General features: G+C 35.1%; 24 protein-coding genes and 2 tRNA genes. 19 read left to right on the plus strand and 7 right to left on the minus strand.

From position 1 onward, the window contains the following. Nucleotides 1-69: 69 nt before the first annotated feature. Entirely contained in the window at nucleotides 70-816 is a 747-nt protein-coding gene (gene istB / locus AOC36_RS01350) for an IS21-like element helper ATPase IstB (RefSeq protein ID WP_067630339.1), read from the minus strand. Between the two features lie 11 nt (nucleotides 817-827). Beyond that, nucleotides 828-2,276, minus strand: a complete 1,449-nt coding sequence (istA, locus tag AOC36_RS01355) for an IS21 family transposase (RefSeq protein ID WP_157777120.1) — start codon at nucleotides 2,274-2,276, stop codon at nucleotides 828-830. A 119-nt stretch (nucleotides 2,277-2,395) separates the two neighbouring features. Here istA and wecB point away from each other — a divergent pair, with 119 nt between their 5' ends. The 7 genes from wecB to murJ all read left to right on the plus strand — a co-directional run bounded on the left by wecB (nucleotide 2,396) and on the right by murJ (nucleotide 11,003). Then, nucleotides 2,396-3,442 carry a non-hydrolyzing UDP-N-acetylglucosamine 2-epimerase gene (wecB, locus tag AOC36_RS01360; protein ID WP_067634534.1) on the plus strand — a complete coding sequence of 349 codons (1,047 nt, stop codon included), beginning with the start codon at nucleotides 2,396-2,398 and terminating at the stop codon, nucleotides 3,440-3,442. Between the two features lie 311 nt (nucleotides 3,443-3,753). Then, complete coding sequence (locus tag AOC36_RS01365) at nucleotides 3,754-4,956, plus strand: glycosyltransferase family 4 protein (protein WP_067630345.1); 1,203 nt, start codon at nucleotides 3,754-3,756, stop codon at nucleotides 4,954-4,956. A 220-nt stretch (nucleotides 4,957-5,176) separates the two neighbouring features. Then, nucleotides 5,177-6,382, plus strand: a complete 1,206-nt coding sequence (locus AOC36_RS01370) for an O-antigen ligase family protein (protein ID WP_067630350.1) — start codon at nucleotides 5,177-5,179, stop codon at nucleotides 6,380-6,382. Nucleotides 6,383-6,394: 12 nt separating this feature from the next. Then, on the plus strand, nucleotides 6,395-7,534 hold the full coding sequence (locus AOC36_RS01375) for a glycosyltransferase family 4 protein (RefSeq protein WP_067630354.1): 1,140 nt from the start codon (nucleotides 6,395-6,397) through the stop codon (nucleotides 7,532-7,534). A 45-nt stretch (nucleotides 7,535-7,579) separates the two neighbouring features. After that, on the plus strand, nucleotides 7,580-8,659 hold the full coding sequence (locus AOC36_RS01380; protein ID WP_067630358.1) for a glycosyltransferase family 4 protein: 1,080 nt from the start codon (nucleotides 7,580-7,582) through the stop codon (nucleotides 8,657-8,659). Continuing rightward, nucleotides 8,660-9,373, plus strand: coding sequence for a hypothetical protein (locus AOC36_RS01385; protein ID WP_067630361.1), 714 nt, complete (start codon nucleotides 8,660-8,662; stop codon nucleotides 9,371-9,373). 112 nt (nucleotides 9,374-9,485) lie between these two features. Continuing rightward, nucleotides 9,486-11,003 carry a murein biosynthesis integral membrane protein MurJ gene (gene murJ / locus AOC36_RS01390; protein WP_067630365.1) on the plus strand — a complete coding sequence of 506 codons (1,518 nt, stop codon included), beginning with the start codon at nucleotides 9,486-9,488 and terminating at the stop codon, nucleotides 11,001-11,003. Nucleotides 11,004-11,434: 431 nt separating this feature from the next. On the opposite strand, the gene AOC36_RS01395 is transcribed toward murJ, so the two are convergent. Together AOC36_RS01395 and AOC36_RS01400 are read right to left on the minus strand one after the other, a co-directional pair. Further along, a tRNA-Glu gene (locus AOC36_RS01395) sits at nucleotides 11,435-11,510 on the minus strand. Between the two features lie 18 nt (nucleotides 11,511-11,528). Further along, nucleotides 11,529-11,604 (minus strand) — tRNA-Asn (locus tag AOC36_RS01400). A 101-nt stretch (nucleotides 11,605-11,705) separates the two neighbouring features. On the opposite strand from AOC36_RS01400, the gene AOC36_RS01405 reads away from it, so the two are divergent. The 7 genes from AOC36_RS01405 to AOC36_RS01430 all read left to right on the plus strand — a co-directional run bounded on the left by AOC36_RS01405 (nucleotide 11,706) and on the right by AOC36_RS01430 (nucleotide 17,780). Next, nucleotides 11,706-12,038, plus strand: coding sequence for a periplasmic substrate-binding domain-containing protein (locus tag AOC36_RS01405; protein ID WP_067630370.1), 333 nt, complete (start codon nucleotides 11,706-11,708; stop codon nucleotides 12,036-12,038). 9 nt (nucleotides 12,039-12,047) lie between these two features. Further along, entirely contained in the window at nucleotides 12,048-12,173 is a 126-nt protein-coding gene (locus tag AOC36_RS12570) for a hypothetical protein (protein WP_257721651.1), read from the plus strand. A 1,378-nt stretch (nucleotides 12,174-13,551) separates the two neighbouring features. Then, the gene (locus AOC36_RS01410; protein WP_067630374.1) at nucleotides 13,552-14,430 is read left to right on the plus strand and encodes an AraC family transcriptional regulator; all 879 of its coding nucleotides are present in this window, start codon (nucleotides 13,552-13,554) and stop codon (nucleotides 14,428-14,430) included. 12 nt (nucleotides 14,431-14,442) lie between these two features. Continuing rightward, nucleotides 14,443-15,738: a PTS sugar transporter subunit IIC gene (locus tag AOC36_RS01415; RefSeq protein ID WP_067630378.1), complete on the plus strand. Its 1,296-nt coding sequence runs from the start codon at nucleotides 14,443-14,445 to the stop codon at nucleotides 15,736-15,738. Between the two features lie 43 nt (nucleotides 15,739-15,781). Further along, nucleotides 15,782-16,051 (plus strand): PTS sugar transporter subunit IIB, encoded by a 270-nt coding sequence (locus tag AOC36_RS01420; protein WP_232505380.1) that lies wholly within the window; start codon nucleotides 15,782-15,784, stop codon nucleotides 16,049-16,051. 72 nt (nucleotides 16,052-16,123) lie between these two features. Next, the gene (locus tag AOC36_RS01425) at nucleotides 16,124-17,005 is read left to right on the plus strand and encodes an ROK family protein (protein WP_067630382.1); all 882 of its coding nucleotides are present in this window, start codon (nucleotides 16,124-16,126) and stop codon (nucleotides 17,003-17,005) included. Between the two features lie 13 nt (nucleotides 17,006-17,018). After that, complete coding sequence (locus AOC36_RS01430; protein WP_078055033.1) at nucleotides 17,019-17,780, plus strand: alpha/beta hydrolase; 762 nt, start codon at nucleotides 17,019-17,021, stop codon at nucleotides 17,778-17,780. Nucleotides 17,781-17,818: 38 nt separating this feature from the next. On the opposite strand, the gene AOC36_RS01435 is transcribed toward AOC36_RS01430, so the two are convergent. The 3 genes from AOC36_RS01435 to AOC36_RS01445 form a co-directional block, all read right to left on the minus strand. Beyond that, the gene (locus tag AOC36_RS01435; protein WP_067630386.1) at nucleotides 17,819-19,822 is read right to left on the minus strand and encodes a heavy metal translocating P-type ATPase; all 2,004 of its coding nucleotides are present in this window, start codon (nucleotides 19,820-19,822) and stop codon (nucleotides 17,819-17,821) included. 133 nt (nucleotides 19,823-19,955) lie between these two features. Then, complete coding sequence (locus AOC36_RS01440) at nucleotides 19,956-20,591, minus strand: hypothetical protein (protein ID WP_067630389.1); 636 nt, start codon at nucleotides 20,589-20,591, stop codon at nucleotides 19,956-19,958. Nucleotides 20,592-20,669: 78 nt separating this feature from the next. Beyond that, nucleotides 20,670-21,287: a sugar O-acetyltransferase gene (locus tag AOC36_RS01445; RefSeq protein ID WP_067630392.1), complete on the minus strand. Its 618-nt coding sequence runs from the start codon at nucleotides 21,285-21,287 to the stop codon at nucleotides 20,670-20,672. 188 nt (nucleotides 21,288-21,475) lie between these two features. Here AOC36_RS01445 and AOC36_RS01450 point away from each other — a divergent pair, with 188 nt between their 5' ends. From AOC36_RS01450 to pepF, 5 genes are all read left to right on the plus strand, one after another. Then, entirely contained in the window at nucleotides 21,476-22,318 is an 843-nt protein-coding gene (locus AOC36_RS01450) for a Cof-type HAD-IIB family hydrolase (protein ID WP_067630393.1), read from the plus strand. An 82-nt stretch (nucleotides 22,319-22,400) separates the two neighbouring features. Next, complete coding sequence (locus tag AOC36_RS01455; RefSeq protein WP_067630396.1) at nucleotides 22,401-22,784, plus strand: GntR family transcriptional regulator; 384 nt, start codon at nucleotides 22,401-22,403, stop codon at nucleotides 22,782-22,784. Then, nucleotides 22,777-23,646 carry an ABC transporter ATP-binding protein gene (locus tag AOC36_RS01460; RefSeq protein ID WP_067630400.1) on the plus strand — a complete coding sequence of 290 codons (870 nt, stop codon included), beginning with the start codon at nucleotides 22,777-22,779 and terminating at the stop codon, nucleotides 23,644-23,646. Before AOC36_RS01455 ends, AOC36_RS01460 begins: the two co-directional genes overlap by 8 nt. After that, nucleotides 23,630-24,313, plus strand: a complete 684-nt coding sequence (locus AOC36_RS01465; protein WP_067630403.1) for an ABC-2 transporter permease — start codon at nucleotides 23,630-23,632, stop codon at nucleotides 24,311-24,313. Before AOC36_RS01460 ends, AOC36_RS01465 begins: the two co-directional genes overlap by 17 nt. A gap of 123 nt (nucleotides 24,314-24,436) precedes the next feature. Next, entirely contained in the window at nucleotides 24,437-26,236 is a 1,800-nt protein-coding gene (pepF, locus tag AOC36_RS01470; RefSeq protein WP_067630408.1) for an oligoendopeptidase F, read from the plus strand. The last annotated feature ends 30 nt before the right edge of the window (nucleotides 26,237-26,266 follow it).

The raw sequence follows: 26,266 nt of genomic DNA on the forward strand, positions 1-26,266 counted from the left end.
AGCGATAAATGTATTTGTCAACTGAATAATGGTCCAAATCTCAATTGAAAACTGGTCCACTACCGTTTGTCATTCTTTGCTCTTTAGCCAAGCAATTGTTTCTTCAACACGATAACTCTCTCCACTCATATTTAATAGATGTGATTTATAGGTTAAGCGGTCGACTAGAGCAGTTGTTAGAATGGGGTCTTTGAATATTTCTTCCCATCTATCGAACATTAAATTTGTTGTAATAATCATAGAGCCCACTGTTATTCTATTTGAGATTAGATTGAATAGAATTTCACTTCCTTCTTTATCAAATGATACATAGCCGAGTTCATCAAGAATTACTAGATCAAATTTTTCAAACTTCTTTTTGTATTGCGTAATTTGATTTTTTGACATAGCTTCTTTTAACTCTATAATTAGATTAGGAACGCTGATAAATAGCACTTTTTTATTTTCTAGACAAGCTTTGATTCCAAGTGCGGTCGCATAATGTGTTTTTCCCATTCCAGGATTACTCATTAAGATAATGTTTTCTTTATTTTCTATAAAGTTCAATGTTTCCAGTTCTTTAAACTTTCGTTTTAATTCTGAATTAAATTTTACAGTCGTAAAATCCTCCAATGTCTTGTTTTGAGGAAATCGAGCAGCACGAATGCGTTGTTTTATTCCGTTGTCACGACGATTGTTTCGTTCGCAATAAAGCAGTTCGTTAAGAAATTCTTGAAAATCCAATCCTTTGTGTTTCGCTTCCTGTATTGCTGCTTCATAGTGTGTTTTTATGAATGAAAGTTTTAATTCTTTTGACAATTGTTCAATTGTTTCCATTAATTTATCTCCTAGTGCATTAATTGGCTTATTTTCTTAAGTTGTTTACGTGATTGTTCTTGTATGCTGTCATCATACTCAACGGTGTCAATTGTATTTGAAACCAACCGATACTTTAAAGCATCTTTGAGCGTTTTATACGTTTCATTCCTGTTTTCTTGAAGAATTTCTATGAACTCTTTAGTTCTTGTTTTATAATGATTATGGTAGATGTTATAAAGCTCAGGATGTTGTTTTAGGACAAGTGAATTCTTTACAGATCCCGGCTTAGTCATCATTGTATTCAGATAGTGGTCCAACACAAGCTGATATTGATGATGACCATCTATCTTTTTATGTTCGTACACAAATGTGTGATTTGAATAGATGCGTATCGAATTTACGGTGTTTTTGACCGTAACTCTTTTGTGTTGGAGATAGTCTGGGACTGAATAAAAATTATTTTCAACGTGTATACAACCATACTTGTCAACACTATATACTTCGATATCAGCGAATTCATAAGGAATTCTGTAAGGTTGAAGTTCTTTCTTTTCATCTTCGATTGAACTCTTTATATTGATTTCATCAAGAGTCTGTTCAAGATGAACACATGCCTCTTCAAATGTTTCAAACTTATAGTCCTTTGCGAATACACGATTTCGAATTACCTTAACACTGTTTTCTACACTTCCTTTTTCATGACCACTTCGTATATTAGTCAGGTTAATTTCAAAATTATAATAGAGTGCCAGTTTGAGGCAATCATCATTAATTTCTTTTTCATAAGGCGTTATAAAGCGCTTCACGACGTTTCTCATATTGTCATATACAACTTCACCCCAAGAGCCTTTAGAATGCTCAAAGAAGCGAACATGTGCATCTATGAATACTTGTTTGCGTTGGTTTGGATATAAATATGCATACCGATATCCGCTTGCTGGTGATGAGAAAACAGCGAGATAATATGTTCTTGGTTCACCATTAATTAAAAGCTTTACTTCTCCAAAGTCAAACTCTAACCGCTCACCATATCGATAATCTTGTCGAATAAATGTTTCTCGTGAAGCTTGAATTTCATGCACAAAATTTCGTATGGTTGTCTGACCAATATCATGTCCCTCGCTTTTGATAATTTCAAAAATTTGAGTGACTGTTAACTTTTGCTTATGATGTCTTCCTAGTAACATATCTTTATCTTTTTCTGAATCCATAATTTCAATGATGCGTGCTTGAATTTCTTGCGTTAACTTGCGCTTACCTCGTTTGCTTGCATCATAGTGACGGTCCCCAACAATTTGATCAATGACTTCTACTTTTCTTTCGTCTGATAAATCATGATTATCAATCAATTGTATTTGACATTTATTATATTCCTGAAGATACCGTGCGACCGTCTTTCGGTCTATACCCAATTCAAGGGCAATCTTTCTGTTGGACCATCCTTTCTTTTTTAATGTGATAATTGAATATTTGCTCATTTGTGATATCACCTCTTTCACCTCCAAAAGCATTATCACACACTTCTGAAGTTATAAAAATAGTGGACCAGTTTTCAATTGAGAATTGGCCCACTTTTAGATTAACAAATACAATAAAAATGTGCCCTTTGGTTAAAGAACTCAAAACAAGGGAAAAATTAGAAACAGTTGTTTGCGTAACCGGACAACATAGAGAAATGCTCGATCAAGTGTTAAATGCCTTCAATGTGGTCCCTGATTATGATTTATCTATTATGAAGGTTAGTCAATCACTATATGATGTAACAATCAGTATTTTAGAGAAAATGAAGCATGTTTTGGAAGAAGTAAAACCTGATATAGTCTTGGTACATGGTGATACTTCCACAACCTTTGTAACAGCCTTAGCTTGCTTTTATTTGCAAATCTCAGTAGGGCATGTCGAAGCTGGATTGAGAACCTATGATATTTATTCGCCTTATCCTGAAGAGTTCAATAGGCAAGCAGTAGGCATTATATCCAATTTGAATTTTACTCCGACAGAAACAACGAAAAAAAATCTACTTAAAGAGGGCAAGAATCCAAAAGCAATATATGTTACAGGTAATACCGCAATCGATGCACTCAGAACAACAGTACGAGAGAGTTATTGGCATGAACATTTAGAGTGGGCGAATGATAGTAGGCTCATTATGATAACTGCTCATCGAAGGGAAAATATTGGGGAACCCATGCAAAATATGTTTAGAGCCGTAAGAAGAATTATCGATGAAACACCGGATATAAAAGTTATCTACCCAATTCACATGAATCCTATCATAAGAGAGGCCGCTCAAGAAATATTTTGTGATACAGACAGAATAAGAATAATTGAACCCCTTGATGTATTGGATTTTCATAATTTCCTATCGAGATCTTACCTCATATTAACTGATAGTGGTGGAATTCAAGAGGAAGCACCAAGTTTAGGGAAACCAGTACTTGTGATGAGGGAAACTACCGAAAGACCAGAAGGTATTGATGCGGGAACACTGAAGTTGGTAGGCACAGAAGAAGAAGCAATCTATAGTAGCTTTAAGAGTCTTCTTGAAGATGTAGAAGCGTATAACAAGATGAGTAGAGCAAGTAATCCATATGGAGATGGTTTTGCAAGTAAGAAAATCGTTGATATTCTAGAAAATCTTTAAGGTTTATGAATTCGAATCAAATACAGACTAAAAGTATCATTGCTAATGTAGAGAAACGTACATTGCAACAAAAATGATAGTAAACGATTCGTTAATTAATAGACTCATCATAGGAGTATCAACGCATAGAGTTAAGTAAAAATACAAATATAGAAATACGATTTATACATTTATGAATCTTTAAGTGTTTAAGATTCAAGGATAGATTAGCGTGTATTTAACAACAGTTAAATAAAGACACTAGAAGATTAGAAGGCTTACTAAAGGGAATAATTTGCCTGAAAAAGAGTAAGTATTTAGGAGACGATGATATGAGTGATGAATGTATTGCAAAAAAGAACACATTAGAAAAAAAGAAAACTAAGGTTCTATTCATGGCAGTATCAAAAAATACCATGTCGGGTGGACAAACAATGCTCCTTAATATCTTAAAGAATATAAATAAAGACAAGTATGAGGCCACATTACTAGTTCAAGAGGAATGTCCTTTATCATTAAACGCAATGAATGAAGGAATATATGTTCATTATGAGCCGTTTACAAAAGGCATCAAATTTGCACTTAATAATAGGAAGTTAAGGAAAATTGTGTTGCCATTGCTTCTAATCTTATCATCAAATTCATATTTAAAAGGCATAAAGCATGAAAACTATGACATTATATGGTGCGAAAATTTTACATTATTATTGTTAGCGTCGAAATATAAATTTAAAAAAACTCGAGTTGTTTCGAATATGTGGAGTACAATAAATTCCAAATTTGCTTTAAAACTAATTTCATTCATAGCAAACTATATAATCGTTGAAGCAGATTTTCAAAGAAAGAACTTTGAATCAATTGGAAGAGTCAATAATATCTCAACCGTATATTCACAAATTGATTCAAAGATATTCACAAATAACTACTCAAAGAAAACTGCAAAAGAGAAAATGGGGTTTACCGAGGATTCATTTACGATTGGTTTTTTAGGAGGGTGTAGGTATAGCAAAGGCTTTGATTATGTTGTTGAAGTAGCTAATGAGTTAATCAATAAAAGGAAAGTACAAAATATTATTTTTTATGTAGCAGGAAAAACTGAAACTGATGATCTTCTACTGGATGCCAAAGTAAACGATGATATTAATCACTTAGGTGACAAATTAAGGATTGAAGATTGGATAAGTGATAAAGAGCTCTTTTACAAAAGTTTAAATCTATTTATATCAGCATCAAGAAGTGAAGGACTCCCTGGATCGTTAAGAGAAGCAATGGGATTTGAAATACCAGTAATCGCAACTGATGCTGGTGGTTCTAAAGAAGTGGTTGGAGATATGGAGTACATTGTTCACTTTTCAGACAAAGAAAAAATGACGCATCAAATCGCTGACAAAATTGAAGGGTTACTAAATAATGAGCAAAAATATCTTAGTGCTATAAAATATTCAAAAGAAAGAGTGCAGGAACTATTTGTTGGTACAAAGTGGATTAATACGATTGAAAGTATTTTTGATGAACTTATTATCGTTAATAAATAACATGTGTTAGTGAGATGGAGAATGTTTTGGAATGCATGAATAAACTCTGATATATCTGATGATAATAAAATAATCCTCAAGACAATGCATACATAGTCAAATTGATGCACTTTGGATTGTTCATATCACTAAAATAAATCAAGTTTAGAGCCGAGCAGTTGATTACACGTGTACTAGAAAAATAAATATGCTGATGGTACAGAAAGGAGGATCGAATTGTATGAAAAAAGAGGAAATGAGAAGTTCAGATAATGCAAGTGTGAGTATCAATAAATTATTAATATTTGTCATCTATACTTTCCCTTTTATTACTTTATTTAATGTAGGTCGGATTACGATACAAGTTGAGACTATTGTATTTATTATAATTTTCCTAAATGTTGTAAAGGACTTGTTGATGAGAAAGTTGTATGTGAATACAACTCCGTTAAGAAATAAATTAGCACTAATGGCTATTTACACCATTGTTATTTTATCGATAATTAGTTTCTTTTATACATCTAAGTATATTACTTCCCAAATTAAAGATATCACATATTGGTTGCTTAGTTTGACACCGCTGGTTTTTATTGACAAAGGAAGACCACAGCTCGAAGAGTATATTTCCACTATCATGATATCATCATCAATTGGAGTCGCTATTCTATTATATTTAAGAACTGGTATTAGAGGATCTGGATTTATTAGTAGCGCAAACCTAGCAGGGTCACTTTTTGTATTAGCATTTGTAATTGGTTTGGGTCACTTTTTTGAAACAAAAGAAAAGTTATTTGTGGTTTATATGGGTGTTAATCTAGTTGGGATTATTGCAACAGGTTCTAGGGAGGCATTGATGACCCTATTGATTTCAATCGTCTCATTTCTATTAATTTCCGTTCTGTTTTCGCCCAAGAAATTTTTAAAATGGGTTAGTTATATCAGTATTATGAGTTTTATTGGTGTGTATATTTTACAAAAGCATTTCTATGAAGTGTTGAATCGGTATTTAGTAACTATTGAAAATTTGTCTTCTAGAGATGCAGGAAATGTGAATTTTGCATTTGCTAATAGGTTAACTATATGGAAAGAGTTACTTGGTTGGAGCACTCAACATCCTTTTACACCTCTTGGATTTCAAGGGTTGAGAGCAATGGATTTCTATGGACATTATTCACATAATATGTTTTTACAAGCCCTTATTATCGGAGGGTTACTTGGGTTGATAGCATTTATTATTTTCTTAATCAAAATATTTATAGATAGCAAAATAATCATGAAAAATAGTAAATCACCAATAGCAATTTCGTTCTTTTCCTTGTTAATTGCTTATTTAGTCACTGGTCTCGTTTCGGATCATTTCTTAAATTTTTTCACATGGAACTATGTCTATTTTTTACTGTTTAGAGAAATAGAAAAAGAATATAAATACATTTCGAGAATTGATTAGGAGGTCTAGTTTATGAAAGTAGTAATACTTGGTGTTCCAAAGAAAGTTTCCAGTGGTGTTAGAACACATGTTGAGTCATTAAAACATGGATTGAACGCATATAACGTTGAGACTAATATGATATCTTCCTATCCTGAAGGTATTTATAGGTGCATTGTTTCCTTGCCACATAAAATTCTAGGATTCATAAATAAGGATTTAGCATTTAAGTGGAGATACATTACTAGAGAAATTTATGTGAAGAAAGCACTAAAAGAAGCTGTAGAAAATGGAAGTGACATAATTATAAACATTGAATCCGTAGATTGGTATGGGACAGTTAAACAGTACCTAAATAACAAGAATATTACAGTTGTCTTAACTGTACATTCTATCTATTCAGAACAAATCAGAGCTAAAGGATATAGTAGCAGTTCAATTAGTAAAATTAAAGAAATTGAGATAGAAGCTTACCGAAATATCGAGAAGGTAGTCGCTGTAAGTACATTTATTGAGAAGTATATTAAGGACCAATCAAATAGAAATGATATCGCTATGATTTCTAATGGACTCATTCTTGATGACATACCGGTAAAGAAAATTGAAAAACAACAGGACTCAATACTTAAGTGTATGTTCATAGGGAGTCTACTAAAATATAAAGGAGTCCATATAGCGCTGGAAGCTATTAGGATATTAATTGATAATGACATTAATGTTTACTTTGATATCATTGGGGATGGGCCAGAATTTAATAATCTAAATACCATTGTTAAAGATCTTGGGATCGAAGATAATGTTAAGTTTTTGGGAGTGATTCCTCGAAATCAGGCAAATAAAAAAATGATTGAATATGATATAGCACTAGTCCCATCCATCCCATATGGGGATAATGGAGAAGAATCATTTTCTTATTCTTGTGGAGAAGCAATGGCTGCAGGACTTGTAGTCATCGCGTCCAGTATCGGAGGCTTGACTAATATAATTCAAAATGGAGTAAATGGCTATCTAGTAAATTATGGAGATGCTAATGAGATTGCAAAAGTGATTATGGATAACTTAAGCACCATAAAAGAGGACGAAACGTTAAGGGCCAATGCAAGATCAACCATAGAGCATAGATATTCCTCAGAATCAATGGCGAAAAAATATATTGAATTATTCACAAGATAATCACAATCAGACTAGCTTTGAAACATCTTAGGGGGGAACAAGATAATGAACAGAAAAATATTTATATGTGGGAATTTTGGTTATCGGACGAATCAAATAGATGGTCAAACTATTAAGACGAGAGTCTTAAAAGATGAGATTGTGAACCTGCTTGGAGAGAAAAATGTCCTATTTAGTGATACGTCGTATATAAGAAAGCAGCCAATAAAATTCTTTAAAACCATGAGAAGGAACCTAAAAGACTCTGATAATACAGTGTTTGCTTTGGGTAAAAAAGGTTTATCTATTCTATTGCCTATGTTTATAAAATGGAAAAGTAAAAAAACGGAACGAAGATTGAATTATGTTGTAATTGGTGGTTGGTTGCCCGACCTTTTGAAAAGTTCAAAAAGACTGCTGAATTATAGTCAGGGAATAGATGGGATTTATGTTGAGACAGAGCAAATGATAAGTCGATTAAGTGGAATAGGCGTGAAAAATGCCTACTACTTACCCAATTTCCGACGATCAGGAGATCAAAATAAATGCAATGAAACAATTAACGCTCCTTTGAAAGCAGTGTTTTTCTCGAGGGTTTCAAGAGAAAAAGGCGTAGAAATTGCAGTGGAAGCAATAAGGACATTCAACAACAATAACGAAACTCCTATTATTTTAGATATTTATGGGCCGATTCAAAAAGGATATGAAAATGATTTTACTAACGTCATACAAGATAATGTTGGTAATAATATCGCCTACAAAGGGGTTTTAACACAAAACGAGATTACAGAAACGCTATCAAAATATGATTTCATGGTGTTTCCTACTTATTATGAAGGAGAGGGTTTTCCAGGAGCTGCAATTGATGCTTTTATTGCAAGCTTACCTGTTCTTGCTTCACGATGGAAGTATAACGAAGAAGTTATAACCGACCAAGTAACGGGGTTATTATTTGAACCAAACAATACACAGGACTTGATATCTAAACTTTCAGTGATTGCAAATAGGAATGATTTACTGTTAAACATGAAAATTAACGCTTTCTTAGCATCAGAAAAATATGATACTAAAACAGTCATACCAAAATTCTTGGAGCATATTGGAATTTATGATGACAAAACATGTAAAACAAAAGGATCGTTATGAATGGGAACTAGAAACAATACATGTATTTTAATTGAATTTAACGGATTGCCTGGATGTGGTAAAACTACCATTGTAAATGAATTAGAAAACTTAATGGAAAAGGAAGGTGTTCATTTCCTGAATTTGAAGGATGTTTATTTTTATAAAGAAAAGCATAGAATAAGCAAAATAATAACGGTAACGTTTGCGGCATTTTCTAGAAAACAGAGAACTCAAAATATTAAGATTATGAAGTATTTGTTTTTGTTCGATGTTAGTAAAGAGCGAGTACTGTATGCTTTGAGATTAATAAAGCTGCTGTATCAAGTCAGAAGAGTGAAGGATAAAGGATGTGGGGAGGTCATGATACTAGAAGAAGGTATATTACAATATACTGCTTCTATTTCTCATGTAGACACTATTAATAATCAAAACCTGCTATCTAGTCTGATTGAGAGTATGATAGGCTATGTTGACTCAATAATTTGTGTGAACTGCAATTTAGATTACAGTGATATTGTAAAAAGAATTAGACAACGTAATGACCTCCAACGTCGTTTTGATTCTATGGATGATGACCAACTAATTGAAGGCTTGGTGCAAAATATGAAGTGTTTCAATATTATGAGAAGATCATATCAAAAGATTGGTGAGTCAATTGATATAGATACCATTGGTTCACCAATAGAAAATTCTCGAAAGATACAGGAAAAGTACAAATCATATACAGATTAAAAACGTGTTTAATTAAAATGTCTTGAATGTAGTGCTTACAAATTTAAATATTGTTTGGATATATACTCTGTTAAATTAACGTTTGTGTCTAAAAAGAAAATGAGGGAGCAAAATGAAGAAAACTGCAATACTGATTATGTGTTTAACTATGTTATCAAAAGTGTTTGGGTTTGGAAGGGATATGGTACTTTCATTCTATTATGGGGCTACTAGTGTTAGTGATGCTTACTTAATATCTATGACTATTCCTTCAGTAATTTTCTCTTTTGTTGGTGCTGGTATTAGTACTGGATATATTCCAATGTATAGTAAAATTAAAAATGATGAAGGGGAAGAAAATGCACATATATTTACTAGTAACTTAGTTAATATATTACTGGTAATGTGTATTGGCGTTACAATTCTTGGAATGATATTTACTTCAAATCTTGTAAGCATGTTTGCATCTGGATTTGAGGGTGAAACGCTTGATTTGGCAATTAAATTTACTAGAATTAGCTTAATAGGAATCAATATCACAGCGATTCTTTATGTTTTTACTCCTTTTCTACAACTAAACGGAAATTATGCAATTCCAGCATTAATTGGCTTCCCACTAAATTTAATCACTGTTATCTTTATAGTTATCAGCGGAAAAACTAATGTTTTGTTATTAGCGGTTGGTACTTTGATTGCGACAATATCTCAATTAGGCTTGCTTATTCCATTTATTAAAAAGAAAAAATACAAACATTCTTTGTCTTTGAATCTCAAAGATAAACACATAAAGATGATGCTCCTGATTTCTATACCAATAATATTAGGAACTTCAGTTAATGATCTCAATGTTTTAATAGACCGGACGATTGCTTCATCATTAGAAGTCGGAAGCATATCAGCATTAAACTATGCTGGCAAATTAAACGGATTTGTTCGAGGAATATTTGTAGTTTCTATAACAACCGTTTTATACCCAACTATTTCAAAGATGGCAGCTGAAGGGAATATGGTTGGTCTTAAGAAAAATGTCTCACAGTCTATTGTAGGGATTAGTCTTCTAGTAATTCCTGTATCTGTTGGTGCAATGATATTTGCAGAACCGATAGTATCTCTTCTTTTTGGCAGAGGTGCATTTGATGATAATGCAGTCAAAATGACTTCAACTGCTTTGTTCTATTATTCCGTCGGTATGTTATGGACTGGCTTACGAGACGTTCTATCGAAGGCGTTTTATTCGATTCAGGATACAAAAACTCCAGTTATCAATGCAACGATAGGCGTTGTAGTCAATATTATTTTACTTTTGAGCTTGACTCGTTACTTAGGCATAGGTGGTCTTGCTCTTGCAACAAGTTTGTCGTCGCTAGTAACAACGATATTGCTATACATTAGTTTGAGGAAAAAGATAGGCTCTCTAGATACTATGAGTACATTTAAGTCCCTAGTTAAAATAGCGTTTGCATCATTAGGTATGGCTGTGATTTCATTACTGCTTTACAAGAGATTATCTACTTCAATCAGTTCAAGTATGTCTCTGATTAGCGTCATTATCGTTGGGGCCGTCATATATTCTATTTTAATAATTATTTTGAAAATAGATGGTGTTGCTAATATTGTACATAGCTTAAGGAAAAAGATTAAATTACGTTAAAGAAAGTGATTAGGGGCTATCATTTAAATCAAAATTACATAGTTCTAAGGGAGATGCATAAATATTGAGAACTTAACAATCTTGATATTTAGGATGTATCACATCATGAGGAACTAGAGTAATTCTTACATTCCTATATTAGGTGAAATAATTTTTCTCATGTCTCTTAGCGAATTTTATGGTAAGTCGCTATATTAGTCAATTATACTTATCTTTCTCCTTTTCAGCATCCATTGTTGTATGGGTTGTTTTGTGTAGCACAGCTTTTTCATAATAGTTTAATCCGAAAAATAATTGACAACATATACAAGAAGATAATAGAAAGGGATACTACAGCAGCAGCTCATTTGCATAAAATAAACAAGAGAGAATCGCTGCATTTACTATAATAAAAAACCTCATTGATACTCAATGAGGTTGATTAATATTAATGGTGACCTGTACGGGATTCGAACCCGTGAATGCATGCGTGAAAGGCATGTGTGTTGACCGCTTCACCAACAGGCCGAAGGTGAAATAATAAAATGGCGCCTGAAGTAGGACTCGAACCTACGACCCACTGGTTAACAGCCAGTTGCTCTGCCGACTGAGCTATTCAGGCAATTGCTAGTTAATTATAACCCAAAAAAAGATATTCGTAAAGCATATATTTACTTATATTCATAGAAGTAAATATTAAGTTGAGCAGATGTCATTTTAACGATGTTATTTATAAGTTGTAATAATGAAGATATCGCAACGATTGTCGCTGAGAATCTTGAAAAAGCAGGAATTAGGCTTAAACTAAATTCACAAGAAATGTCAGCATGGCAAACTAAAATAATGTACGATAAGAACTTCTCAATAACAATGCTTGCAGGATATCAAGGACCGGATGTTTCTGGAATTGATAATCGTGTAAAAACTGTTGGTTCAGTGAACATTGCAGGATATAAAAATCCTCATTTGGATGAATTGCTAGGCAAAGCAGATCAGTATTCAGAAGTTAAAGATCGTAAGCAATATTATGATGAAGTTCAAAAGATTTTATCATAAGACTTACCGATGATTTTTATCATTGAAAATGGATATAAAACGCCAATAAAAGCTGAATTTGAAGGCACTCCATATCAAGATAAAACACAAGCTTCAAATGAGTTTACGCATGTGAAGAAAAAAGGTGGTCAGTAAATCATAGAAAACATTGATTTTCAATCTGTTTGAGTTGGTGTTAATATATAAATAGGGTATGGATCATTTGGTCACTGTCCCCCTTCCGTAAAGAGGACAGGCCCTATATCAGTCAGCAAATCACTGTATGCCATCGTGTTTGCTGGCTTTTCTTATGGAAAAAAGACAATTGTTTTGTGAAATGTCTAGTTTCAAACTTATTGAAGAAAATATGGAGATATAGATGGATTGACCTATCTTGAGATGATACTAATGCCAATTGACTCGCAAAAATAATGTGGATACGTTCAGATTAAAATTATAGTTATACTCAATTCTTTGAAAAGAAGTATATAAATATATGGTGTAATCTGATATAGTCCAACAAACTAATAGGAAAGTTTGTTGAAGCATTACTTTAGAAAAACTTTTAGTTGCTGCTTATAAGTGCGTTTATGTTGGTCGGTGTTTGAATCAAATCCAAATGTTTTTACAATGACATAACAGTTGAATCAATATAGGATATAGCACCTATCGTTGGCTCAAACGAACCGGACCTAACGTTAAAGAACATATATTTAATAAGGGCGTGATGGTATATGAAGCATCACAATGAATGGATGAAACAACATCAAGGGAATCCTCAGAAACAATGCATGATTGGTCATTGGTTTTGTTTTACAAAGAGAGTGAGGTTTCCAAATTCTAGCAAATCTATTGTCAACATTAAGAAACAAACCTAACACATTGGTAAATTCATAAATTCATGGGAAACCCGTGGTGAAGTAGACTGTGAAGTTGTTGGATATTTAGGTCTGGATAATACATTGTTATCGAATTGACTTCAGTATTAGAGAATCTTTACACTTTTTAAATTGAAAATGTTTTTAAATAACTTAATTATATTTATTGAAAAAGTGTTTTGCATACTTAATTGAGAAAATGAACTAAAATAGTTCGTGATTGTTCTATTACTACTATACATATTAGACCTCCAATTTTATACTGATAGCTATTTTCTTGATGTTTGATAATCTTAAAAATTGTCCATCACTTCAAAACTGTTGTTAATTAAGTGTTCTTGAGGAAATATTCAAATACTAATATGTGACAACGTTTAACTAAGTGTTTGTTAATGTATAAACTGTGAATGACTATTTTCTTGAGTAAAAATGTGAAAATCTTAACAATAATGGCTCTATATATAATTGTCTATCATCTTAATAAATGTACATGAATACGTTACAATTTAGACATAACTATCGTCTTGTAAGTGCTATCATATGGCTATCAAAATTAACAAGTGTAAGGGTGCACCAATTGACGTTTAATGTTATATACTAGTCAATTTTGAGAACAGTGGATGCTGTAAATCAAAATAAATGAAATGGGGATATGTATGAACACAGATCGAACTCCAAAGTTTATTCATGATGAAGAATACCAAAACCTAAAACCACTTGAGATAAGTCTTGTTGATGCACAAAATGTGACAATGTTTATGCATTTAGAAGGAAATTTTCCTCATAATAATATTGTGGAGTTACATTGGCATGAATGGATTGAAGTTTTGTATGTATTAAAGGGGAAGTCAACTGTATACACTGATGAAAAGATGTTTGAAGTTGAAGCTGGGCAAATTTTGGTAATTGGTTCTTCAACACCACATAAAATTGTGGTCAGTCATGGCGCGCATTACACACAATGTCTGCACATTAACCCGAGTGTTCTGATTGAAAATCAATGCTTGGAACCATTATCTGGGAATGCTTTTCTGATTCGAGACAAGCAGGCATTTACCATTGAGTTAGCAAGACTTGTAGAAAACATCAGTAAACGTACAGTACAAAGTCAGCTTAGGTTCAAGGGAGCATTATTAAGCCTATTAGCATTAATGCTTGATAGCATCAATTACTCTGAGGATGTTGAAAGTAAAGTAGAAGTACATGATGTGTTGGACCAAATATGTAATCATATACTGCTAAACTACAGAAGTCCTTTGAGCCTTGGAAAAATCTCTCATTTCTTTGGATACACACCACAGCATGTCGCCTATTTATTTAAGAAATATAAAAATCAAACGTTTAATGATTACTTGAATAGCATACGTATACGGAAAGCTATGTACAGTCTAGAACAATCAAACCAGAGAATAATTGACGTTGCATTTGAATGTGGATATTCGTCTGAGCATACGTTCATACGTAACTTTAAAAAAGTAACAGGTATTACACCACTAAAATATAGATTAGACATGAAAGAAAAAGGCAGTTTATAGGAGGAAAATTTAATGTCAGGAATTGGACAATTTGTTGATGAGAAAATCGTTCCATTTGCAGCGAAAATCTCAGAAAATACAGTCGTAAAAGCAATTCAATATGGGGCTATGGCAACAATGCCATTGACACTGGGGGTAAGTTTATTAGCAATATTACTTAATCTACCGTTTGAAGCTTGGACTACATGGTTGACCACAAACGGAATTGATGTACACTTAGCTGCAACAATCAAGGTAACGATGGAAATTGCAGCACTTTATATGAGTTTTATGATTGGTTACAACAACACAGCCCTAAGAGGCAGAAGTGGCGTTACAGGAGGAATTATTTCACTTGCAGCATTCCTTATTCTTGCGCCGCAAACCATTGCATATGATGGAGGCGTAGTAGCAGGACTAAATTTCGACTATCTTGGAAGCAATGGTATTTTTGGAGGGATGATTGTTGCAGTCATTATATCGAGTTTATTTGTTTATCTTGATAAAAAAGGGATCGTAGTAAAACTTCCTGAATCTGTACCGCCGATGGTTAGTCAGTCTTTATCACCAACATTTATCGCAATCATAATATTCACAGGTGTGTTCTTTGTGCGTGTTGGTTTTGGAATGACTCAATATGGAAATTTCTATGACTTTATCACAACAGTTCTTGGACAACCGATTGTAAATTTGGGAACATCATTACCATCAGTATTAGCGTTATTAGTTCTGATTAACGTTTTTTGGTTCTTTGGAATTCACCCAATGACTCTATTGAGTGTTTATATGCCAGTATTGATGACTGTAGGACAAGCTAACTTAACTGCATTTATGGCTGGAGAAACAATGCCTTATCTTGCATTTAGCGCATCATTCGCATTCTATGCGGTAGGTGGAACTGGAAATACATTAGGTCTAGCTTTGATTATTCCATTTATCGCGAAATCTGAACGCTATAAAGCTTTAGGAAAATTATCGGTTGGACCAAGCCTATTTAACATTAATGAGCCATTCATTTTTGGTTTACCAATTATGTTGAATCCATTGTTTTTAACACCTATGGTTGCAACATCAATTGTGAATACCTTACTCGGATACCTCGCTTATACTTTAGGCGTTTTTAATACACTTAATCCTACAATCAGTTTACCATGGATTATGCCAGCATTTATCACACCATTTTTCACAATCGGATTTGCTGGTGTTTTAACTGTAGTGTTAATAATTGTTGTAGATGCATTAATCTATTACCCATTCTTCCGCAAAGCAGATAACCTCGCTTATGAAGAAGAAAATCAACCGGTTGAGTCGGCAAGAACGTACGCATAGAGGACTAGTGTTGAAAAATATACTCTTATTATGCAATGGTGGAATGTCAACAAGTTTACTAGTTACAAAAATGAAAGCCTACGCGGATTCAATTGGTTTTGAATGCTCAATCGAAGCTAAACCATCTGCCTTCGTTTCAAAAAAGAAACCAGAAGTTGATGTTATATTAATCGGTCCTCAGATTCGACATCAATTAAAATCTATTAAATTATCAGTCGATCCAATTCCTGTTGAGGCTATTGACATGGTCGCATATGGCATGATGGATGGAAAAAAAGTGATTGAACGGGTTATCGAGTTAACAAGTTCATAACAACTACAAATAAAAAGGATAAAATATAGGTGTGATTGTAACATCTATATTTTTTATAGAAAGGATGATGATATGAATGTATTAGTTTATGACATTGGTGGAACACACATTAAGTATGCACTGATAAATGAAGCACATCAAATCTTAGAAAAAGGAAGTGTTGATACACCTAAGAAATCAAAGGAAAAGTTTGTAGAGTGTGTCAAAGAGATTTATGAGTCGTTTGATGATATAGCGGGGATAGCAGTGAGTATGCCTGGACGTATTGATAATATACGAGGGTATGCTTACACCTCTGGTGCATTACTCTATTTAGATGAGACCAATATGGTTGAGCTGTTTCATAGTTTTTGTGACGTTTTTGTTGCATTTGATAATGATGGTAAGTGTGCTGCGAATGCAGAAGCAAAACTTGGCTCACTTCAGGGGATAGATGATGCGATTGTGTTAGTGTTTGGTACCGGAATCGGTGGAGGGATTATCAAAAATCGCGCGGTTCATCGTGGCCATCATTTTTCTGCCGGGGAATTCAGTTTCATGGGTTCTGGAAGTGGTTCAGAAGGTCATTATTTCGGAATGGACGGAAGTGTGCATAAAATGCTGAGAATATATGCAAGGTTAAAGAATCTTGAACCGGATTTGGTAGATGGTCATCTTTTCTTTGATGCCTATGAGGCACAAGAAATGGAAGCAAGACAAGCCATGGATCAATATTGTAGTGGCGTAGTGCCTTATATTTTTAACTTGCAATTCGTCTATGATCCTGAAGTGATTGCGATTGGAGGCGGCATTAGTTCACGGCATGTGTTTGTAGAAGCACTTCAACATCATGTTGATGCATACTATGAAGCAATTCCTTTCAAACTTGCAAAACCAAGACTTATTCAAGCTGCTTTTAGAAATGATGCAAATCTATTTGGTGCACTGATGAATTACGAAGAAAATAAACAATGAAGGAGACACAGTAATGGCAAAATTATCAGTTGATTATTATTCAAATGCTTTAAAGAGACATGTGGAATTAACCGTTTTACTCCCTGTAGATGCGTTAAATCAACAGTTTAAGTATGAAGACTTAAAACCATTTAAGACCTTATACTTACTCCATGGAATGTTGGGGAATCGACACGATTGGATTGATCGAACCTTATTACATAATTACCTCGAAGGAGCAAATATTGCGGTGGTCATGCCGAGTGGTGAAAACTCAATGTATGTTAACAACGCCCTTTCAAATGTTGATTATAGTGCGTGGATTGGTGATGAGTTGGTGTCGATGACCCGTCGCATGTTCCCCTTATCACCTAAGCGAGAAGATACCTACATCGCAGGGTTATCGATGGGTGGTTTTGGATCCTTGATGAATGGGTTAAAGTATCGTGATGTTTTTTCAGTAATTGGTTCATTCTCTGCGCCAATCCAAAAGTCTGACGACTTAAAGAAAAACTACAGTGGTATTAATATGTTTGGTATGTCTTATCAAGCACAATTTGAAGAAAATCCGAGTGCGTTTGATATCTATCAAATGTTGGACCAAAATCAAGGGGACATTCCTTATCTCTATTTAAGCTGTGGATCGCGTGATTTCTTAATTGAGAATAATCGGGAGTTTGTGAAGTATGTCGCTTCAAAGAATATTCATCATGAATATTTTGAATTGGATGATGATCATTCGTGGACGTTTTGGGACGAATCTATTAAACGATTTATTGCTTATTTAAAGCGATAAATGAGAAAGAAAAGGGTGTGATAATTCACACCCTTTTCTTATTCTTGTATGCCTTTTAGAAGTCTTAGACCACTGAGTATGACGAGTATAGTACTGCCTTCATGCATCAATACCGCAAACCACATGTCCATTTGACCGATAATATTCATTATGAGTAAGAAGACTACCACACCCATTGCGAAGATAATATTTTGAATTACAACACGGCGCAGTTTTTTGGATAGTTTATGTGTGTACACAAACTTAGAGAGGTCATTTTCCATAAGAACAGCATCGGCGGCATCAATAGCGATATCAGTGCCATCCCCCATCGCAACACCAATATCGGCATTAACTAAGGCGGGAGCATCATTGACACCATCCCCAAGCATCGCGATTGGACCGTGTTTTGATTGAAGTGACGTTATGATCGTCGCTTTATCTTCAGGAAGCACGTTTGCGATGATTTCATCGATGCCCAATTGTTTACCAATGGCTTCACCGGTTTGTTTTGCATCACCTGTAAGCATGACTGTATGAACATTGTTATCCTTGAAGTATTGAATAGCATGAGCAGCACTTTGTTTTGGGATGTCTTGGATTGCAATTAATCCGACAACACTGCTATCAATTGATAGATAAATTACGGTTTTTCCATCATCTTCAAGTTGACGTGTTTTGCTTTGAATATCTGCGTTGATATCGGAAAATACGCTAGGCTTTCCAATAATATAAGAGCGACTGTCATAACGTGCGCTCAGTCCAGACCCAATTAAGTTAATGACTTCGATATCAAGGATAGGTTCATCTTTGAAGTGCGCCGTAATAGCATCAGCAAGTGGATGATTTGATTTGCGTTCCATATTAACAAAGATGTTAAGTGCTTGTTTTTGTTGTTTAGGGTCAAGTGCATCTGTAAATTGAACATCTGTGACTACGGGTTTCCCTTCAGTCAGTGTTCCTGTTTTATCAAATGCAACGACCTTAATGTCTGATAGATTTGAAAGATAGGATCCACCCTTAAAGAGTACGCCCCGTTTTGCGAGGTTTGAAATCGCAGAGAGGGTTGCTGGGATATCCGTAGCAGCAAGGGCACATGGGGATGCGACAATTAACATTACCATGGTTCGATAGAAACTCATTGTATGACCCCATCCAAAGACACTGAGACCTAAGAGATAGAAGATAGGTGCTGCGATTAGGACACCTGTTACGTAGATGGGTTCAATGCGTTTGATAAGCACTGCAGTCTTTGAGATGTTTGATTGTGCTTGACTTACTAAAGCAACAATTTTCGCAAATACTGTATCAGAACTGTCTTTGGATACTTCCATCTCGAAAACAGTGTTTCCATTGATGGTGCTTCCAAATACGAGATCACCCGTTTGTTTATCAACAGGAATACTTTCCCCTGTAATGGAAGATTGGTCAATGGTAGCCCAACCACTTATGATAAAACCATCCGTCGCGATTTGATCTCCGCTTAATACTTGTAAGTGATCCCCGATTTTTAACGTAGACACATCAACAAGTGTGATAGATCCGTCTTGATTTAAAAGACGTGCTTGTGTTGGTTTGAGTTTTAAAAGGTTTGTGATTTCTTTTTTACTGCGTCCTTCAGCATAGCCTTCCAAGAAGTGGGCACCTGCAAAGATGAGAATCAGAAGTGCAGCTTCTTGATACTCGCCAATGATGATGGCACCAAAGGCAGCCAGTGTCATTAAGACATGGACATTGGGTGTGAATTTGTGGTTTGATTTTGTTGCATAATATGTATCTTGAAATCCTTCAAGTATAATGTGGAGTCCACTAAATAAAAGGGTTGCGACATATAATGTGTTTCTTAAGAATCCTTGAGGAATCAATAGGGCGACGATATACAGTGCAAGTCCAACGAAGTAGGCGGCGATTAAACCGGGTGAATTATGGTTGTGGTCATGATGGTGTCCATGAGCATGGTCGTGTTCATGATGATGATCATGTCCATGATGATCGTGTCCATGATGGTCATGATGCGCGTGGTCATGGTGGCATGTTTCATGCGTATGTGCTTGATGTGTCATGGTGTCCTCCTTATATTAGTATATGAGCATGTGTTCATATACTAATATTATAAAGTGGGAACATATTTATGTCAATCAAAAATATTTTTATGATTAAGTCAAAAAAATCCCCGTTTCGAGGAATTTTTTCATGTTAGAAAAGTCGTTTCTCAAGTAATGTAAAGTCTGATTCAGAGAAGGTATATTTACCACGTACATGTAAACGGACGGGTTCTTCTTGGGATGTATCAAGGATGACAAAGTCAACATCGACCTCCATCAGTCCATTTTGAATGTATACCGATGATAGGTTGTCAAGGATTGAGACAACTCCGGATTGATCTTGAATGTTAATAACATTTTTCTTAAGTTGCTTGGCAGACTTGTTATATTGAATGAGATCGATTGTGAATTGTAGTTGTGAGCAGTGTTGTGATCCATCAAGATAAAATGCATCTTCAAATAGAATGGTTTTGGATTCACCAACTTGATAGGAAGTTCCATATTGAGGTTGACCTAAGGTATTTTTGTTGCATGTGTTCAGTGCGCTTTTTTGTTGGATTTTTGGTTGAACAAGGAAATAGATTCCACCAATACCTCCACAAATTGCGATACAAAGAATATAAATGAGTAATGTTTTAAAGCGTTTATTTCTAAAGCACTCAAAAAGCATGAAACCGATACTAATAATCACAATTCCTGCAAGACATAGTTCAATCATTATTGATACTCCAATCTTTGTATTCTTGATATTAATGGTGATGTCACTGTGAATGATGCTGTCTGACATCGCGAAAACGTCGTACTCACCGGTAATAATGGGTGTTTGTCATACTTATTATCTTAAGTATAGCATGAAATCAAGGGTTCACTGTGTTTCATTTTGCGATGAGGCTTGAGCCTCTTCGACGTGTTGGTCCCAATAGTGTGTGTCTTCATCAGTAATTTGGCGTAAGACACGACAAGGGTTTCCTACCGCAATGACATTATCTGGAATATCTTTGGTTACAACGGAACCCGAACCAATGACTGTATTATTGCCAATGGTTACACCTGGATTTACAGTAACGCTTCCACCAAGCCAAACATTGTCACCAATGGTGATGGGTTTTGCGCCTTCAATGCCGGTGTTTCGTGCATGGGGGGTAAGTGGGTGAATGGGTGTATAAAGGGATACATTTGGTCCAAACTGACAGTTATCTCCAATGGTGATAAGGGCAGAATCGAGGACTGTGAATCCAAAATTCGCAAAGAAGTTTTCGCCTATATGGATATTGAACCCATAGTCACATCGAAAGGGTGGTTCGATTAGAATGTGTTCCCCGATATTTCCTAGGAAATCTTTAAGCAAGGCTTTTCTTTGGTCACGATCCAGTGACTGATTGAACTGGTGTATTTGCGAGCGTGCATGAGCGCGTAGTTTTACAAGTTGCTGATCCGCAGGATCATAAAGTTGTTGTGAAATCATTTTTGTATATTGAGACATTTGTTTCCTCCAAATTATTCATATTAATCATACTTTATTATTGAAAGGGTTTCCATAGCTATTGCAAAGAAATAAGATTTCAAAGGGTTGGTTGTGTTAGGGGGTATTTGTGATATTTTTTTGAAAGTATCCCAACTTATGTGGACTCTTGTTTCGTTTCACGTATAATGTACAAAGAGGTGAGTGAAGTGGATATTAGAGCAATTATTTTGGATATAGATGGGACACTGGCGAAAAGTGACCACACAATTAGTAATCGTACAAAGCAAAAGTTAGAGTTAGCACAAAAGAAGGGTATTAAAGTCGTTTTAGCATCAGGTAGACCAACACCTGGAATGCATTATTATTCAAAGACGTTAGGATTGGAACATCATCAAGGGTTGATTGCATCCTATAATGGTGCATGCATTACCGATTGTACATCAGATACAGTAATCTATGAAAATACAGTTGAACCAGAACTTGCACAAAAGTTCTTAAAGCATTGTGAAGATTTTGATGTCATTCCGATGGTAGTGAAGGGTGAGTATTTGCTTGTGAATGATGCATACCCTAAGGATGTAAATATTAATGGTACTTATGGAAATATTATAAAAAATGAAGCTCGTGTTTGTAATTTAAAAGTTATGGAAGTAGATTTGAAAACCTACGTAGATTTTCCGGTCTATAAAATCCTGATTTCTGGAGATCCTGATGAGCTCATTGAAATGTATGATGCACTTAAAGAACCCGTTGAGGATGACATGACCGTCGCGTTTTCTTCACCATTCTTTATTGAATTCACAAGTAAAGGTGTCAACAAGGCGTTTGCCTTAGATTCAGTTCTGCATAAGTATGGGATTGACCAAAGTCAAACCATTGCTTTTGGTGATAGTCATAATGACTTAGCATTGATTCAATATGCAAACATTGGTGTCGCAATGGGAAATGCTGTGGATGAAGTGAAAAAGTCCGCAGACCTCATTACCTTAACAAACAATGAAGATGGGATTGCACATATCCTTGACCAATATATCAACGAGCTGCCTTAGGGCAGTTTTTTTAAATTAGTACTTGACAAAGAGCGTAAGTGATTATACTGTATATATGTGTATATACATCAGAGGTGAATTTATGAAAATTGTACTATCAAATCGGTCTTCAGTGCCAATCTATGAACAAATCAAACAACAAATTATTGAAGCAATATTAGCTGGGGATGTGCAGGCGGATGATCTTTTGCCTTCGATCCGACAATTGGCCAAAGATTTAAAAATCAGTGTCATCACGACAACACGGGCATACAAAGACTTAGAATCTGAAGGGTATGTTGTGAATGTTCAAGGAAAGGGTTGTTATGTCTTGCCAATCAATCCAAGCATTAATTATGAAAATACGATGCGACAAATAGAAGCTCACTTTTTTGAAGCGTTTGAATTGGCTTCAAGGATTCAATGTTCAGAAGAAGAATTGATAGAAATACTGAGAACAATTATGAAGGAGAGTCATGATGCGTAATGCTATTGAAGTCAAAAACCTAACAAAACACTTTAAAACATTTACCTTAGACACGGTGTCTTTTACAGTACCCAGGGGATACATCACCGGGTTTATTGGACCAAATGGTTCTGGGAAAACAACGACAATCAAATCAATGCTGTCAATGATAAAAGCAGATGGGGGAGAAATTCAGGTCTTAGGCAAGACGATTTCTTCAAAAGATGTAGCGTATATGCAAGAGATTGGGGTGGTTATGGATTCGCCCACACTTGTAAAGGAATGGACCATGGTAGAAGTGAATCAGGTGTTTTCCTTATTTTACTCAAATTGGGATGAAACCTGCTTCTTCAATTATCTAAAACGCTTTTCAATAGACACGTCCTTACGCGTTCAAGAACTATCACGGGGTATGGGTGTGAAATTGATGATTGCTGTGGCCTTATCCCATGAAGCGAAAATTTTAATTCTTGATGAGCCAACCAGTGGACTTGATCCTGTAGCACGTGAAGAAGTGTGTGACTTATTGCAAGAGTTTGTATGCGATGAAGCACATACAGTCCTATTTTCAACCCACATTACGTCAGATTTAGAGGCGATCGCGGATAACATTGTCTTTATTCTAAATGGTTCGATCCTATATTCTGGTCCAACACAAGATCTTCTAGAACGGTATGTGATTGTTAAGGGGGGATTGGATGATCTTGAGGGACTTGATGCAAGTACATTAATTGGACTTAAGAAACATTCGACAGGATTTGAATGTATGATGCTTATCGAAAAGATTTCATCAAATTCAAATGGGTTATTGATTGAACCCATCACACTGGACCAGATTATTATTTTCTTTAACCGTGGAGGTACACATGAAAGCAATTCATAATTTTATTAAACTCGATTTTCTTACAATCAAACCATTCTTAACGCTTAAAAATATCATGATTTACTTAGGGATTGCTGGATTTTTCGCATTCAGTAATCAATCAATCAGTGCATCAATGGCAATGATGATGATGTTTATCACTATCTATGTTAGTTACCCATTTGCGGTAGGAGATCAAAATGGTATTGATACCTTATATATCATTTGTGGCATTGATAAAAAACACGTAGTTCAAGGGCGATATCTTTGGATGTTATTGATGAATTTTATCGGTGCATTGTGCTCGCTTGGTGTGGCATATGTGTTTTCATGGCTATTTAAGATTCCCATGAATCATACTGAAACAATCGCGATATTTGTAGGATTACTGGGGGTGTTTATCGTGATGCAAGCGACACAACTTCCCATCTTCTTTAAAGTTGGGTATATAAAAGCAAAGACGTATACCTACCTATTAATGGTAACAATGATGGCCTTAATTGTGGGTTCTTCCTATCTGTTATCGCAAGTTATGAGCATCCAAACCCTCGCATTTCTAGCCAGCCATCTGTGGCTGATTGTGGTCATCGGAGGGTGTTTGGTGTTAGCTGCGCTTGGGGTTTCTTACTTTCTGTCACTAAAATTTTATGAAAACCGCGAAATGACAATATCCCACTCACAAAGTTAAGGTCTTATTATGAAACTTTGTGCATGTTTTCATAAACATATCTAATTTGTTGTCGCTCATATAAATACTTCTTTACAGAAATATGGTAAAATTGAGCTTAAGGAACAAAAGGAGATATGAAACATGGCAAATGTGAAAGAATTACCTTCACGTAAAGATGTGAAGCTTGAAGATACTTGGGATCTGACGCCAATTTTCGAAAACGACGCAGCATGGAACGATGCGTTTGATGCAGTGGTTTCAGAAATGGATAAGATTGCCAACTATAAAGGTACTTTAGGTAAAAGTGCCGCCAGTCTTCTTGAAGGACTGAAATTTAGAGATGATTTAAGTCATCGTTTGGAGCTGTTGTATGTGTATGCTCATTTAAATTTTGACGTAGATACAACCGACCCCCAAGCACAAGCAATGAGTGGCAAAGTGATGTCATTGGTTGCGAAGTTTAGTGCAAATTTCTCATTTTATGACACAGAACTGTTATCAATTGATGAGAAAGTATTGCGTGAGTATCTCGAAACAAATGAAGGGCTATCCCTTTATAAACACCAGTTTGATCAATTATTTAAGTCTCGCGAACATATCTTAAGTGAAAAAGAAGAAAAAATCTTAGCGGGTGCTGGAGAAGTGTTCTCAAGCCCTTCACAAACATTTGGAATGCTCAATAACGCGGACATTATCTTCCCAACCATCAAGGATGAACACGGCGAAGATGCGCAATTATCACATGGTCGTTATGCACTCTTTATGGAGAGTAAAGATCGTAATGTACGTAAAGAAGCATTCTTGGGAATTCATGAAACTTATGGAAAACTTAAAAATACCCTTGCGAGTACATTAACCGGCAATGTTAAAGGTCAAAACTTTAAAGCAATATTGCGTGGGTTTAACTCAGCACGTCATGCTGCGTTGTTCTCAAATCATATTGATGAATCAGTATTTGATGCCCTCATTGATGGTGTTCATCAAAATATTGGCCTACTCCATGATTATGTTGCCTTGCGACAAGATGCTTTAAAGGTTGATGATATTCAAATGTATGATATCTATGTACCAATGGTTGAAGATGTTGACCTTAAGTTTACATATCATGAAGCTCAAGAAATTATTCTTGAAGCATTGGGTGTGTTAGGCGATGAATATCGTTCAGTCCTTAAGCGAGCATTCTCTGAACGGTGGATCGATGTGACTGAGAATAAAGGGAAACGCAGTGGTGCTTATTCATCTGGTGTCTATGGAACAAACCCTTACATCTTGCTCAACTGGCAAGAAAACATTGACAACATGTTTACCCTTGCGCATGAGTTAGGACACTCTGTTCACTCATACTTTACACGTAAATATCAACCGTACATTTATGGTGACTATTCAATTTTCTTGGCTGAGATTGCATCAACAACCAATGAAAACTTACTGTTGAATTACTTGTTGGATCAATATACGGATCCAAAAATCCGTGCTTACTTATTGAATCATTACTTAGACACGGTCAAGGGAACGGTATTCCGTCAAACTCAATTTGCAGAGTTTGAACATATTATTCATGTGAAGGATCAAGAAGGAACCCCATTAACATCGGATTTCTTAGCAGATACTTATTATGACCTTAACAAGTTCTATTATGGTGATGCAATCAGCACGCCTGAAATTCGTCATGAATGGTCACGCATCCCTCACTTCTACTACAACTACTATGTATATCAATATGCAACAGGGTTCTCAGCATCGACGATGTTTAGTGAACACATCTACAACGGTGGCGATGTGACACCTTACTTAAACTTCCTTAAATCGGGAAGCAGCAAGTACCCAATTGATGTGCTTAAAGAAGCTGGAGTTGATATGACTGAACCAACTGCAGTCAATGAAACATTTAAAGCATTTGATAAACGACTCAAAGAGTTACGTTCAATCATTATTAAGTAAAACAAAAAAGGCTCGCAATTTGCGGGCCTT

This window comes from Erysipelothrix larvae, assembly GCF_001545095.1.
Classification (GTDB): domain Bacteria; phylum Bacillota_I; class Bacilli_A; order Erysipelotrichales; family Erysipelotrichaceae; genus Erysipelothrix; species Erysipelothrix larvae.